This window comes from Bradyrhizobium sp. Leo114 (assembly GCF_055229415.2).
On record NZ_JBUYEN020000016.1, the window covers coordinates 56,178 to 70,434 of the forward strand.

Below are 14,257 nucleotides of genomic sequence, written 5' to 3' on the forward strand. Positions count from 1 at the left end.
TTGCGGAGCTGCTCCTCGTGCTCCTCCTCTGCTGTCTTGGGGAGATGAGCCGTCATTGGCGCTGTCTTGCCCATGCTTTGCCCGGCATTCCCGGGATTTACGCCCCCAAATCATGGTGAAGGCGGGGCAATTGCGCGCCGCTGCGATGCCGTTTTTGTGATCAGGCGTGGGGCCGAGCCGCAGCGGAAGCGGCGGCGAAGTCTTGCTTCAGCGGACCAAGAAGGTCCGCTTGGGGTCGTGGTAACCGCCCAATAGATCGTCCGGCACGTTGCCGAACGCGCGCAGCACGGTCGTCGTCGATTCCGGATAGCCGACGCGGACGAACGCGACGGCTCCGGCATGGCCCAGGATCTGCCAAAACCCTTTCGCGCGCTCGATCGCCGCCGCAGGGCTCGCGCATTTGAAAGGCTCGCCGGCGACGAGACCATCGTCGGTCAGGTCGAATGGCATGGCGACAAAGAGAGTGATCTCGCCCATGGCCGCCTCCCCGATTATTTCGCTGCCCGTCTGATGGGGCTGATCGCGCATTGAAAGCAAGTTTTGGTCTTCCTGGCTTGCGCCAAATCAAAATGGCCTCGCCACTCCGTCATTTATGCCGTTTGGTCCGCGCAGACCAGAGGTCGGCCCTATCGCCTGTCCGACGGGAGACACGCCCCCGGCAGCGCCGGCTTTCCCTGGCGCGCGGCGTATGCGAGCCTGCGTGGAAAGAAACCATCAACGGGTGCATCCGCCATGCCCGATCCAGACCTGCCCGTCGACGGCGCGCGCGTTCTTGCCGATCTCAATGCGCTCCGCGCCATCGGCGCCTACAAGACCGGCGTGCACAAGCCGACCTTTTCGGAGCCGCATATGCGCTCGATCGCGTGGCTTGCCGCAAAGCTCCCGGAAGCCGGCCTCGCTCCCACGATCGACGGCATCGGCAACGTTCTCGGCACCAGCGCAAAACCTGGCTTGAGGCTCCTGGCCGGCTCGCATCTCGAAAGTCAGAATTTCGCCGGCTGGCTCGATGGACCGCTCGGCGTCGTCTATGCGCTCGAAGCCGCCCGCGTCCTCAATCCCGACGCGAGCCTCCAAGGTGCCGTCGAGGTTGCCGCCTGGTGCGACGAGGAAGGACATTTCGGCCATTTCCTCGGCAGCCGCTCCTATGTTGGCGCCGTCACGGACGCCGAGATCGACGCCGCCTGCGACCGCAGCAATGGCCGTCCCATGCGTGATGCGCTGGCGAACGTCGGGCTTGGCGGGCGCCCGCGCGTCACCGCCGAGCGCGGACGGCACGTCGGATATCTCGAAGCCCATATCGAGCAAGGCAGGACACTCGAAGACAGCGGCCTCAAGATCGGCGTCGTCACCTCCATCGTCGGCATCTGGCAATATCGCATCACCTTCACCGGCGAGCAGAACCATGCCGGCACCACGCGGATGTCGATCCGCCGCGATGCTGGCCTTGCGCTCGCCAAGTTCTGCGTCGCGATCGACGATAGCTTCCCTGCCCTGTGCGGACGGCGCACGGTATGGACCACCGGCCGCATCACGCTCGATCCCGGCGCGCCCAGCATCATTCCCGGCCGCGCCGAAATGCTGTTCCAGATGCGCGACGACGATCCGAGCATGATCGAACGTCTGGAAGCGCATTTGCGCCGCATGGCCGCCGAGGTCACGGCGGCAGGCCGCTGCAGCGTCGAGGTCGAGCGCATCCGCACCGGCGCGCCGGCGACGATGGATGCCGCGTTCCAGGACGCGATCGAAGCCGCGAGCGCACGCTTTGCCGATGGCAAGTCGATCCGGATGCCGAGCGGCGCCGGCCATGACGCCCAGGTCCTCGCCACCATCATGCCATCAGCCATGCTGTTCGTGCCCTCGATCGGCGGCATCAGCCATCACTGGAGCGAGAACACCGACGACGCCGACATCGTCACGGGGGCAAAGGTGTTTGTCGATGCGTGCCGGCGCTTGCTCGTGCGGTGAGCGCGCGCCACAGGCTTCCCACTCTCCGTGATTCCGGGGCGCGCGCAGCGCGAACTATGATGTGCAATTGCACATCAGAGAATCCATTCGTCCATTTGCGCAAGCAGCAAAATGGATTCCGGGCTCGATGCTTCGCATCGCCCCCGAATGACAGCCCCAGCCATTGCGAGCAGAGCGAAGCAATCCATGCTTCTGCTTGCGGTGCTATGGATTGCTGCGCTCCGCTCGCAATGACGATGTGGTTGGCTTGAGTGCGACATAACAACCCGACGGGCAAATCACCGAAAGTCTGTCCAGCCCTCGCGGAAAAAACATTCCGCTTCCGTCGTCGGGCAAATCAGTGATTTAACTCCGCGCGTCTCACGGCCAATGAGGGGCGGCTCGCGATCGTCACGAACGTTGCGGTGAGATGCGGTGGACGTGAAGTGTGTGACTGACGAGCACGCGCAGCACGGACGGCGAAGTCGTGTGGTCCTGGCGCCCCGACGCTGGCGCTAAGTGCGCGAGCAGCAAGAGCTGCCGCGGACGACGGTGGCAAGAAAGCCCGGTCACCGAGGAGAGCACGAAGGAAACCGTAACACCATCGCGCAGGGAAAGCCGGAATGCTTCGGTTGAACCTGTGGTCCTACCCCCGTGCTTTTTGTTGCACGGGACCCACGGGTGCAGCCGGCACCCGGCTTTCCCTGCGCCCTCTGTGTTTCGAGGAGGGTGGAAAGTAAAGCAAAGCTCGGACGCATGGCGCCGCGAGAATGCGAACTCACATCCTCTCACCAAACTCTACCGTCATGCCCCGCCACCGGGTCTCGCCTTTGGCGAGCCCGATGACAGGCTCCGGCGGGGCATCCAGTATCCGGCGTCCTGTCAACCGCTCTACCCATCCTACGGACTGCCGGATCCCGGGCTCGACACCGGAAACGACCGACCGTGCCATGCGACAAAAAGCCGTGAATGTGGCGCGCCGAACCCATCGCAAAGCGGTTACGTTGCCTTGCCAAGCGCTGGCTTTGTGGCCATTTTCCTTACTCGTACCCGGTTTTGATTACCCGCAGATGCTATTGCTCGAGTCTCTCCCAACCGTCATCGGTGCCGCCGCTATTGCGCCGGCGCTTCTGATGCTCTGGCTCGTCATCGCCGCCGACGAGCGCCCGGGCCCGCCGGGACAGGTCTGGCTCGCTTTCGTGCTCGGCGCGGCCAGCATCTCGCTGCTTGGGCTGGTGCGGGCGCCATTCAACGCATTGCTGGCGATACCGGAAAACCCCTGGATGACGTTGGTGGTGCGCTCGCTGTTCGGCGTCGCCCTCCCTGAAGAGATCGTGAAGATCGCGGTGATCATCGCCGTGTCGTCCCGGCGGCGGCGCGCCTCCGCCGACCCGATGGACCCGGTGGTCTACGGCGCCGCCGTAGGGCTCGGTTTCGCCGCCTATGAGAACCTCGCCTACCTCGTCCAGCACGCCGAGATGTGGCGCGCACTCGCCGTGCTGCGCAGCGTGCTCACGGTGCCGTTTCACGGCGCGCTCGGCATCATCGCCGGCGCCTATGTCGCGATCGCACGCTCCGGCACCGCGCTCGGCGCGCACCGCAAGAATCGCGCCTGGGCGCGCTTGTCGAGCTGGGGCATGGTGCTGCTCGCCCCGGTCTTGCTGCATGCCGCGTTCGACTTCCCGCTCCTGACCCTGCAGCGGGGCGGCGATCTCGGCTCCACGCTGCGGATGGTCCTGGGCTCGGCGAGCGTCCTGATCGGGTTCAGCTCGATCGGCTTCGCCATCCGCCTGATCTACCGGGTCGGCCGCCATCATGCCCCGCGCACCGCGCTCGCGCGTGAACGGCTGAGCCAGTTGCGGCGGATGTGGGCCGTGCTCGTCCTCGGCAGCGGCGCCGGCTTTCTCGGGCTGGCCTTCGTGCTGACGTCGATCCGTCGCTGGCTGATCAATCCCGAGCACAATGCGGCGGCGATCCTGGTCCCGGTCGCGGCGATCTCCATTGTGATCGGTATAGCGCTGCTGATCGCGACCACCGCGATTTACATCTTCGGGCGAAATCGAATTCGCACGACATCGGAGGGCTTTTCGTCGGCGCCGGGGCCGGGCTAATCTGATATAATCAGAACCGGACACGCTCTAGGATCGCGTGCAATCAGGCACCCGCCGGGAGAGCTGCGATGACCCTTCCAGATAACCTCGACAAGCTGCAGTCCGAAGTGAACGCCACGGTGAAGGCGCATTGGAAGGCCTTCCTGTTCGAAGGCATCCTGCTCGTGGTTCTTGGCCTCGCCGCGTTGATCGTGCCGGCCTTCGCGAGCCTCGCCGTGACCATCTTCCTCGGCTGGCTGTTCCTGATCTCCGGGATCGGCGGATTGATCGTCACCTACTGGGCGCGCGAGATGCCGGGCTTCTGGTGGTCGCTGATCTCGGCGGCGCTCGCCGTGCTCGCCGGCCTGATCCTGCTGGCGCGGCCGATGCAGGGCGTGCTGACGCTGACCATCGTGGTCGGAGCCTATTTCGTCGCCGAGGGCGTCGCCACCATCATGTATGCGCTGGAGCACCGGCGCGAATTGACCGGGCGCTGGTCGTGGCTCCTGATCGCAGGGCTGATGGACATCCTGATCGCCTTCATCATCGTCGCCGGCCTGCCCGGCTCGGCGGAATGGGCGCTTGGGCTCCTGGTCGGCCTCAATCTGTTATTCGGCGGCGCCAGCCTGATCGGCATGGCGCTCGCCGCCCACAGCACCGACCCGTGATTTAGAGCGTTTTCGAGCGAAGTGGATACCGGTTCGCGTGAAGAAAACGCGTCAAAATAAGAAACTGAAGATCGGTTCTGATTGAATCAGAACCGATCTTTGGAGGTGACAAGGCGGAATCCTTCCGCTATAGACCCAGCCATGATCAACGCCGCCACCAGCTATTTTTGGTACTTTAGCTACGACAGCTCGCTGGCGGCGGGAGGATCGCGCTCAATTTAGTGAAATTGCAGCAAGACGTCCGAACAGCCGCCAGACCTGGCGGCTTTTTTGTTGGCCGGCAGGTTCAAAAAATCAAAAGGAGCCCGCCGTGTTGAGTACCACTGACGATCTTCGCATTAGAGAACTGAAAGAGCTGAGTACGCCCGAAGAGGTGATGCGCGAGATCCCGCGCACCTTGACGGCGACGCGGGTGGTGATGGCGGCGCGCAACGCCATCCACGCCATCCTGAACGGCAAGGACGACCGCCTCCTGGTTGTCGTCGGCCCCTGCTCCGTCCACGATCCCGAAGCGGCCATCGACTACGCCGAGCGCCTCGCCACCTTGCGCGAGACGCTGTCTGACCGGCTCGAGATCGTGATGCGGGTCTATTTCGAGAAGCCGCGCACGATTGTCGGATGGAAGGGGCTGATCAACGATCCCAACCTCGACGGCAGTTTCGACATCAACAAAGGCCTGCGGCTCGCCCGCAGCGTGCTCTCCGCCGTCAACAATCTCGGCCTGCCCGCCGGCGCCGAATTCCTTGACATGACGACGCCGCAATATATCGCCGATCTCGTGAGCTGGGCCGCGATCGGCGCGCGCACCACCGAGAGCCAGATCCATCGCGAGCTTGCCTCCGGGCTCTCCTGCCCCGTCGGCTTCAAGAACGGTACCGACGGCAATGTGCGCATCGCCGCCGACGCCGTGAAATCGGCCTCCCACCCGCACCATTTCATGGCGGTGACGAAGGGCGGACGCTCGGCGATCGCAGCGACCAGCGGCAATGAGGACTGCCACATCATCCTGCGCGGTGGCCGCGCGCCGAACTATGATGCGGCAAGCGTCGATGCCGCAGCAACCGAGCTGGCACGCTCAGGCGTCAACCAGCGCATGATGATCGACGCCAGCCACGCCAACAGCAGCAAGAAGCCGGAGAACCAGCCGCTGGTCGTTGCCGACATAGCCAGTCAGGTTTCCGGCGGCGAGACGCGCATCATGGGCGCGATGATCGAAAGCAACCTGGTCGCCGGGCGACAGGACGTGGTGCCGGGGATCGCGCTCACCTACGGCCAGAGCATCACCGACGGCTGCATCGATTGGGAGACGACGGTTTCCTCGCTCAACGTGCTTGCCGATGCGGTCGAGGCACGCCGCAAGGCAGAGCGCCGCGATGTCCGGGAACGGTTGGCCTAGACGCTTGTGGCTACGGGCCGCTGGGCGACGCAACGCCCGGCGGCTCGCCTCAGCAACCCCTGCAGATGCTCTTGATCTTGCGATCAAGGGCAGCATCTTCCTTGTTCACCGGATTGTTCGGGTCGTTGATATTGCTCTCGCCCGGCACATCGCCGCGGCGCGGCTGACGGTGGCCGACCGGCGCTTCCGGAATCGGCCTGGTCTCGGGAGTGCTTTTCGGCACTGTCGTGGTTCCACCCTGCGCAAAGGCAGGCGCACCGATCAGGGTCACAAGTGCCATCGACAAGATTGTTTTCCGCATCCTGATTCTCCTGCCTCTCGACACACTTTATCGCGCCCGTTCAGGCGCGTCGATATTACTGCATCTGCGCTCACACCTTAGGTGGATAGAGATGCACGTCACCGCAATAATCGACGACACGGTAGCGTGTTTCATTAACTCCTTCACGCTGCGAGAGATTGTCCTGCGTCAAATAGCCCGGCCCGATCGGCGCTTTGCCGTGGCCGCCGGGAATGTCGAGCACGTAGTCGGGCTGGCACAGGCCCGAGACGCGGCCCCGCAACGATCGCATCAGTTCCTGCCCCTCCTCGATGGTCGTACGCAGATGCGCGGTGCCGGGCGCGAGATCGCCGTGGTGCAGGTAGTAGGGCTTGATCCGGCATTCGACGAAGGCCCGCATCAAGCCTTCCAATGTGGCGGCATCATCGTTGACGCCCTTGAGCAGCACGGTCTGGCTCACCAGGGGAATGCCGGCATCCGCCAGCCGCGCGCAGGCGGCGCGCGCCTCGGGCGTCAGTTCGCGCGGATGATTGGCGTGGATCGCAACCCAGGTCGTCGCGCCCTCCACACGCAGCGCGCGGACCATCTCTGGATTGAGACGGGCCGGATCAGCCACCGGCACGCGCGTGTGCAGGCGGATGATCTTGACGTGATCGATGGCAGCGAGATCGGCCATGATCTCCGCGAGCCGCCGCGGCGACAGCATCAACGGATCGCCGCCGGTCAGGATCACCTCCCAGATCTCCGGCTGCGAGCGGATGTAGGAGAGCGCATCGCGGTAGGCGTCCTCCGACAGCGCCGTCGCCTTCCCCGGCCCGACCATCTCGCGGCGGAAGCAGAACCGGCAATAGACCGCGCAGACGTGCACGAGCTTGAATAACACCCGGTCCGGATAACGGTGCACGATGCCGGGAACAGGCGCATGCGCATCATCGCCGATCGGATCGGCGTTCTCGCCGGGATGCGTCACGAGTTCATCCGCGGCGGGGATGAATTGCCGCGCGATCGGATCGTTCGTATCATTCGGGTCGATCAGCGCCGCAATGTCAGGCGTCACCGCGATCGCGTAGCGCGCGGCGACCTGCTCCAGATCGGCAAGCGCCTCCTGCCGCGCAAGGCCGCGCTCGATCAGTTCGGCGGGCTGGCGCAGGGTTGCGGCCAGCTTTCGGTCGATCCGGTTCATGTCTCTCCTGCCGGCGGCGTCCACACCACCTGGTCGATCCTTAGCGCGCCGCTTGCCAGCATCACCAGCCGGTCGAAGCCGAGCGCGACGCCGCTCGCCTCAGGCATCTCGCCGACGGCGGCAATAAAATCCTCATCCAGCGGATAACGCTCGCCGTAGCGACGCTCTTTCTCGTCCATGGCCGCAGCGAAGCGGCGGCGCTGCTCGGCGGCATCGGTCAGTTCGCCAAACCCGTTGGCGAGTTCGACGCCGCAGGCATAGACCTCGAAGCGCTCGGCGACGCGCGGATCGGACGGTTCCGCGCGCGCCAGCGCAGCTTCTGGAATCGGATAGTCGGACAGCACGGTCAGACGCCCCTGGCCGAGATGCGGCTCGACGTGTTCGACCAGGACCTTGCTGAAAATATCCGACCAAGTGTCATCCTCGGCAATCCGTACCCGTTCCCGCGCCGCATCCGCTAGCGCCGCGCGGTCACCCTCGCCGTCAACGACGGTCGCCAGGAGATCGATCCCGGCAAAGCACTCGAAGGCGGACGAGACCGTCAGCAGTTCAGGCACCCCGCCGATCTCTGCGGTCTTGCCACGAAACGAGAATTGTTTGATGCCCGTCGCGTGCGCGGCCTCGGCGATGATCAAGAGGGTGTCGGTCACCACGGCGTCGATATCATCATTGGCGCGGTACCATTCCAGCATGGTGAACTCGGGCAAATGGAGGTCACCGCGTTCACGGTCGCGGAACACGCGCGCGAACTCGAAGATCTTTGTTTCACCCGCCGCGAGTAGCTTCTTGCAGGCGAATTCGGGTGACGTGCGCAAGTAGCGGGGCACGCGGCTGCAATCGGCCCGCGTCAACTCCGTGCGCGGCGCATGCAGATGGGTCTCGTTGCCAGGCGAAATCTGCAGGATGCCGGTCTCGACTTCCAAGAATCCCCGCCCCTCAAACCAAGCCCGCACCGCCTTCGTCACAGCGCTCCGCGCCTCGAGAAACGGTTTTCTGTCGGCGTGCCGGGCTGGATTCCACCAGGGGGACGGGCGGTCGACGCCGCTCATGGCTGCGCTCCTGCCAAAGGACGCTTCACGCGATGCGTCGGGTTATCCATTAATAAGTTGAGAAAATCGGTAAATCTCATTGAAATCGCTCGATTTCCTCGACGTCCGGCGACCCCTTGATGCCTGACGGTGAATGTGTTGTCCATAGAGCGGGGCGGCACCACGTTCCGGCCCGCCGTTCGCGCGGTTGACACCTCGTAGAGGACGCCACACCTGTCAGCAACCTGCCGAAACCGGCCGCAAAAGGCTGGCATCTCGGGGGCAAATCAGTATGTTGCAGCCCGAAACTGCCGCCAGGCCGCCGAGCGCATCAGCCGAGCCGAGCCGGCGGCCGAACCATTCAGGAAAACCACTTTGAGAGTCATCGCCAGTTCCATCCGCAAGGGCAACATCATCGAGCAGGATGGCAAGCTTTACGTTGTCCTTTCCGCCGAAAACATCCATCCCGGTAAGGGAACCCCGGTCAGTCAGATCGAAATGCGTCGCATCGGCGACGGCGTGAAAGTCTCCGAACGCTACAAGACCACCGACCAGGTGGAGAAGGCGACCGTCGAGGATCGCAACTTCAACTACCTCTATGAGGACGCCGACGGCTTCCATTTCATGAATGGCGAGACCTACGACCAGGTCCAGGTGTCGAAGGACATCGTCGGGTCATCCGCGCCGTATCTGCAGGAAAACATGACCGTGAAGCTCTCGATGCATGAGGGCAATCCGGTCGCGATCCAATTGCCGCAGCGCGCCACCCTGGAGGTCGTCGAGACCGAGCCGGTGACGAAGGGCCAGACCGCCTCCTCCTCCTACAAGCCGGCCGTGCTGTCGAACGGCATTCGCACCGCTGTGCCGCCGCATATCTCGACCGGCACGCGCATTGTGGTGATGACCGAAGACGGCTCATACGTCGAACGCGCGAAGGATTAGCCGATCGAGCTAAGGGGGGACCGCGCCGGGGGACGACGCGTTGAAAGTGAAAGCTGTCTGCTTTGTGGCACCTTGGCTGGCAGCTTTCGCGTCGCTTCTCGCCAACCCCCTCGCCGCTTCTGCCGACGAATTCCGTACCCCTTCGATCTCGGCCGTGCGCGTCGAATGGCGCGCGGTGCTCGATCAGCTCCGCGCCGAGATCAATAGCCAGCCTTCGATCGCTGCGAACTTCACATTTGCGAGCCAGCGCCGCGTACCTTCATACGATCCGCGCGCACGGCCCGCGCTGGTGCAATTGAACGCGATCACCTCGCAGCTATTCCCCGGCATCGGCCGCAGCCCGATCCCGGTGCTCTTGCCGTTCGATACCGCAACCTATCTCGAAGCGCGGCGGAGCGGCACGCCGGATAGCTTGTCGATGTCGCGCTATCAGGCGGACTTCCGTCCGGTGGATCTCTTCACTGCAGGAGCCGCCGGTTATGATGCGATGTTCGCACTCGAGCCGGGCGCAGGCAACGGAATGCCGGAGCGGACTTACGCAAGACCGATCGAGGTGCATATCACCGGTTCGCTGCTGCTCTATGATCTCAACGATCGGCCCGGCGGCAAAGGCGAACCGGTCAAATCGCTTTCGGCACAATATCCTGATATCCGACGCTTCATCCGCGAAGGCTATGTGCGCTATGCCTTCACCCGCTTCGGCGTACCCTATGTGGTTTCGATCCACTGCCTCGATAGCACGCCGCGGCTGCGACGGCTGGCCTGCCGCGAGGCCTATCCGGTCGCCGAACGCTTCCTGAAGGCGCTGCGCATCGCCGGCGGCCAACCCTCGCGGCTGCGGCGGGACATCGCCTCCGTCAGCGCCGAGCGGCCGGCCGCCATTTCACCTGAGTTCACCTATCGCACAAGCGGCGACATCGTCGCCAACAGCGGTTACCACAAGCAGGGTGGCCGCACCGACCTGACCGTCTATTCGCAGATCCGCTTCCCATTGGCGAAAGCGCCGGCCTTCATCCATTCGCAATCGTTCGGCAGGCGCGCCGACCAATATCCCTGGCAGGACAGCTTTTGCGAGGCGCGCAGTTTCGAAGTCGGCCAGTGCGCCAACGGCTTTGGCCACCAGGGGCAGGATATCCGCCCGGGCCCCTGCCCGCGCGACAACGAAAGCGGAGAACCCTGCGATCCCAAGCGACAGGCGATCGTTGCCGTGCGCGATGGTGTCGTGATCCGTTCACGGGGCCAACAGGGGGCGACGCTGCAGGTCAACACCCAGACCGAGCATATTCGCTTCCGATATATGCATATGACCCCGTCGGCGATGGATGCGGACAGCCTTCTCAACGGACGCCGCGTCATGGAAGGCGAAAAGATCGGCGCGGTCTCGAATTATCTCGATCATCCCAACGGCACCACGCGCCACCTGCATTTCGACGTGCAGGTGTTCACGCGCGACGGTTGGCTCTGGGTCAATCCCTACACCACGCTGGTCTCAGCCTATGAACGCCTGATCCGCGGCCGCGGCCGTGAGATCGGCCCAGAACCGCCGGCAGCGGCCGCGGTGGCGCATGCGCAGCCGGAAGACGTGATCCAACGTCTCGATCCGCAGGAAGGCGGCGGCAACTAGACTCGAATCGTAGGCGGACAAGGGCGCTGGAAGATTTCGCGTGCGGGGCACGCTCTTTCCACGTCATTGCGAGCGAAGCGAAGCAATCCATTTCGCCACTTGTGGAGGCGTGGATTGCTTCGCTTCGCTCGCAATGACGGCGTTAGGCCTCCGTTACTCAATGAGTGTCGTAAGCTGCGCGCCCTCGTCGGCTACGAATACGGCAATCAACTCCGCCGGCTCCGTGTTGCTTGCATTGGCTGAGACCAGGTGCGTCGAACCCGGCGGCTCGAAGAAGGACTGGCCGACCTTGAACGTCTCAAGCGGTCCGCCGCCGAGCTGCGAGCGGATTTCGCCCTTTGTGATATAGGCCGTCACCGAGCCGGCATGCCGATGCGGGCGCGTGAAACCGCCGGGGCCGTAGAACACGCGCACGATGGTGACACGCTTGCCCGGCACGTTTGGCAGCGCGTACGAGCCGATTGGCTCAACCTTGTCGAGCGGCGATCCCTCGGCGGCGTTCGCGCAAAGCGGCGCGATGGCGCCGGATACCGTGTCCATCATCGCCGGCAATGTCCTTGCGGTGACCAAGGCGCAGGCAAGACCCGCAATAACCGCGAGCGAAATGGGCCGTGTCGATGCGAAAGGAGTTGTCGCGAGCATCGATGCCATGTTGTTCTCCTTTGGAGAAAGACGTTATTCGCCCCTTTGCCTTCTCTATTCACGACGCGGCTGCGCCGACCGAGGACGGCTTTCGCGCCGGCGGCGTCCAGCGATGGGCGACGCCATACCTGTTCCAGACGTTGATCGCCGCGATCGCCGAGGTGAGATAGCTCAGTTCCGGCTCGGAGAATTCCGCGCGCGCTTCAGCATAAACCTCGTCGCTCACGCCGTCGCCGAGTTTCGTCAGCGCTTCGGTCCATGCCAGCGCAGCGCGTTCTCGCGCGGAAAATTGCGGGGCCTCGCGCCAGACCACGACGAGGTTGAGCTTGTCGGCCGATATGCCGAGGCTCTCGGCCTGCAGGATATGAAACTGCACGCAGAAGGCACAGCCGTTGATCTGCGAGGCGCGCAGCTTGACCAGTTCGAGCAACTGCTTGTCGAGCCCTGCCTTGGCCGCCATCTGACCCAGCGCCCGCACCGCATCGTAGACATCGGGTGCAAGCTTCTGAAAGTCAGCGTATTCGGCTCTCGCGTGTGACATCAGTTTCGCCTCATGTTATCAGTATGCTGATAGATTATAAGAGCACTGATATGGCGCGCAAGACTGCACGGTCCACCGGCACGGTTCGTAAGACATCAAAAATCGAAAAATCGAAAAATCCCACTCGGAGCCGGAAAGCGCCCGCCGAGACAGATCCGGCACTTGCAATCATCCGCCCACCACGACCCGGCCAGGGCAAGCGCGGCGAGCAAGGCTATCTCGCTTATCTCCTGCGGCAGGCCCAGGCGGCGACGCGGCTGACGATGGAGCGGGCGCTGGGAAAGCTCGGCGTTACCCCGCCACAGTTCGTCGTGCTGACGATGCTGCGCGCCTATCCCGGGCTGTCCGGCGCCGATCTCGCGCGGGTGGCGTTGCTGACGCCGCAGACCGTCGGCGTCATCATCCGCAATCTCGAGCGCGACGGCGCGATCCGGAAGACACCGCATCCGGTTCACGGCCGCGTCCTGCAATGGACGCTGACCAGGCGCGGAACCGCGCTCCTGGAAAAATGCCGGCGTCACGCCCATGCCGTGGACCGGCGGCTGGCCAAGGGGCTCAACCCCAGGGCAGAACTGATCGTGCGGCGCTGGCTGTCCAAAATCGCCACAGAGCTGCAGGATAGCTAGGTTCCCGCGGCGATGTGACTTTTTGTGTCCTTGGATGGCGCCGCTAGATTGGCAGCATGAAGCAACTTGATTCTTTGAAATCCCCCGCCCGCCGAGCTTTCCTGCAAGGCAGCATCGCGGCCGGCACCCTACTTGCCGGCCCGTTCACTGCGCTTGCCGCGCCACCCGGCTTTGACCAATGGCGCGACAATTTCCGCGCGCGCGCGCTCGCCAAGGGAATCTCGGCGGCGACCTGGACCCGCGTGATGGGCCGCATCGAGCCTGACATGAGCGTGTTCCGGCAGATGCAGAAGCAGCCGGAATTCAACGAACAAATCTGGCAATACATCAACCGTCGCGTCTCCGACTGGCGCATCATCAATGGCCGTGAGGCGCTCAAGAAGAACGAGGCGCTGTTCGCGCGAATCGAGAAGGATTTTGGCGTCGAGCGCGGCACGCTGTTGGCACTGTGGGGCGTTGAATCCGCTTACGGCGATCCGCTGGTGCAGCAGAACCACATGAAGCCGGTATTCCCTGCACTTGCCGCGCTCGCCTGGAACGAACCGCGTCGCAAGGCCTATTGGGAGACCGAGTTGATCAACGCGCTCAGGATCGTGGACCGCGGCTGGAGCACGCCCGAGGAGATGCGCGGCTCCTGGGCCGGCGCCATGGGGCATTCGCAATGGATGCCGGAAGTGTGGCTCAATGTCGGCTTCGACTATGACGGCGATGGCAAGGTCTCGCCATTCGGCCGGCCGGACGATGCACTCGGATCAACCGCGAAATACCTCGTCAACCGCGGCAAATATCACCGCGGGCAACATTGGGGCTATGAAGTGCGGGCCAATGGCAACATGAGCGGCAGCCGCACCTACGCGGCCTGGGCCAGCGCCGGCGTGACCCGGGCCGACGGCCAGCCGTTCCCGCAGCCGAATGCATCGGCGCAGCTATGGATTCCGGTCGTGGGCGGCCCCGCCTTCCTGCTGGGTCCGAATTTCTATGCCGTGCGCAGCTACAACCCCTCGATGAACTATGCGCTGGCGATCTGCCATCTCGGCGACCGCATCCTCGGCGCGCCGCCCTTCATCCATCCCTTCCCTGGCTCCGAGCGCGCGCTGACGCTGGCCGAGGTGCAGGAAATGCAGACCCGGCTCAGCAAGGCCGGCTTCGACACCGGCGGCACCGACGGCCGGGTCGGCAACGACACGATGAAGGCGATCCGGGATTATCAGACCAAGATGAGCCTGTTGCCGGCCGACGGTTATGGCGGGCTGAAGGTGCTGGCGCGGTTGCGGCAGGGGAATTAGCGCAACC

The 14,257-nt window shown here is 63.9% G+C and carries 14 protein-coding genes; 8 read left to right on the top strand and 6 right to left on the bottom strand.

Annotated elements, in window-relative coordinates:
• Nucleotides 1-207: 207 nt before the first annotated feature.
• Nucleotides 208-528, bottom strand: coding sequence for a hypothetical protein (locus ACZIRK_RS20590; protein ID WP_349645070.1), 321 nt, complete (start codon nt 526-528; stop codon nt 208-210).
• 204 nt (nt 529-732) lie between these two features.
• Between ACZIRK_RS20590 and ACZIRK_RS20595 the strand changes: the two genes are divergently transcribed.
• The 4 genes from ACZIRK_RS20595 (at nt 733) to ACZIRK_RS20610 (ending at nt 6,098) form a co-directional block, all read left to right on the top strand.
• Entirely contained in the window at nt 733-1,965 is a 1,233-nt protein-coding gene (locus tag ACZIRK_RS20595; RefSeq protein WP_130225672.1) for a Zn-dependent hydrolase, read from the top strand.
• 1,049 nt (nt 1,966-3,014) lie between these two features.
• A complete protein-coding gene (locus tag ACZIRK_RS20600) occupies nt 3,015-4,055 on the top strand; it encodes a PrsW family intramembrane metalloprotease (RefSeq protein ID WP_130229830.1) in 1,041 nt (346 codons plus the stop codon).
• Nucleotides 4,056-4,123: 68 nt separating this feature from the next.
• Nucleotides 4,124-4,702, top strand: a complete 579-nt coding sequence (locus tag ACZIRK_RS20605) for an HdeD family acid-resistance protein (RefSeq protein WP_028167863.1) — start codon at nt 4,124-4,126, stop codon at nt 4,700-4,702.
• Between the two features lie 310 nt (nt 4,703-5,012).
• Nucleotides 5,013-6,098: a 3-deoxy-7-phosphoheptulonate synthase gene (locus tag ACZIRK_RS20610; RefSeq protein ID WP_130229829.1), complete on the top strand. Its 1,086-nt coding sequence runs from the start codon at nt 5,013-5,015 to the stop codon at nt 6,096-6,098.
• 49 nt (nt 6,099-6,147) lie between these two features.
• Here the strand turns inward: ACZIRK_RS20610 and ACZIRK_RS20615 are convergent, their stop codons facing one another.
• From ACZIRK_RS20615 to epmA, 3 genes are all read right to left on the bottom strand, one after another.
• A complete protein-coding gene (locus tag ACZIRK_RS20615; RefSeq protein WP_130229828.1) occupies nt 6,148-6,399 on the bottom strand; it encodes a hypothetical protein in 252 nt (83 codons plus the stop codon).
• 70 nt (nt 6,400-6,469) lie between these two features.
• Nucleotides 6,470-7,561 (bottom strand): lysine-2,3-aminomutase-like protein, encoded by a 1,092-nt coding sequence (locus tag ACZIRK_RS20620; protein WP_130229827.1) that lies wholly within the window; start codon nt 7,559-7,561, stop codon nt 6,470-6,472.
• A complete protein-coding gene (gene epmA / locus ACZIRK_RS20625) occupies nt 7,558-8,610 on the bottom strand; it encodes an EF-P lysine aminoacylase EpmA (RefSeq protein ID WP_130229826.1) in 1,053 nt (350 codons plus the stop codon). Before epmA ends, ACZIRK_RS20620 begins: the two co-directional genes overlap by 4 nt.
• A 354-nt stretch (nt 8,611-8,964) precedes the next feature.
• On the opposite strand from epmA, the gene efp reads away from it, so the two are divergent.
• Entirely contained in the window at nt 8,965-9,531 is a 567-nt protein-coding gene (gene efp, locus ACZIRK_RS20630) for an elongation factor P (RefSeq protein WP_027578243.1), read from the top strand.
• A gap of 46 nt (nt 9,532-9,577) precedes the next feature.
• Complete coding sequence (locus ACZIRK_RS20635; RefSeq protein WP_463328062.1) at nt 9,578-11,155, top strand: M23 family metallopeptidase; 1,578 nt, start codon at nt 9,578-9,580, stop codon at nt 11,153-11,155.
• 153 nt (nt 11,156-11,308) lie between these two features.
• On the opposite strand, the gene ACZIRK_RS20640 is transcribed toward ACZIRK_RS20635, so the two are convergent.
• Nucleotides 11,309-11,806: a cupin domain-containing protein gene (locus ACZIRK_RS20640; protein ID WP_130229824.1), complete on the bottom strand. Its 498-nt coding sequence runs from the start codon at nt 11,804-11,806 to the stop codon at nt 11,309-11,311.
• 49 nt (nt 11,807-11,855) lie between these two features.
• Nucleotides 11,856-12,338 carry a carboxymuconolactone decarboxylase family protein gene (locus tag ACZIRK_RS20645; protein WP_130229823.1) on the bottom strand — a complete coding sequence of 161 codons (483 nt, stop codon included), beginning with the start codon at nt 12,336-12,338 and terminating at the stop codon, nt 11,856-11,858.
• A gap of 50 nt (nt 12,339-12,388) precedes the next feature.
• On the opposite strand from ACZIRK_RS20645, the gene ACZIRK_RS20650 reads away from it, so the two are divergent.
• On the top strand, nt 12,389-12,964 hold the full coding sequence (locus tag ACZIRK_RS20650) for a MarR family winged helix-turn-helix transcriptional regulator (protein ID WP_130229822.1): 576 nt from the start codon (nt 12,389-12,391) through the stop codon (nt 12,962-12,964).
• Between the two features lie 56 nt (nt 12,965-13,020).
• Nucleotides 13,021-14,250: a lytic murein transglycosylase gene (locus ACZIRK_RS20655; RefSeq protein WP_463328037.1), complete on the top strand. Its 1,230-nt coding sequence runs from the start codon at nt 13,021-13,023 to the stop codon at nt 14,248-14,250.
• The last annotated feature ends 7 nt before the right edge of the window (nt 14,251-14,257 follow it).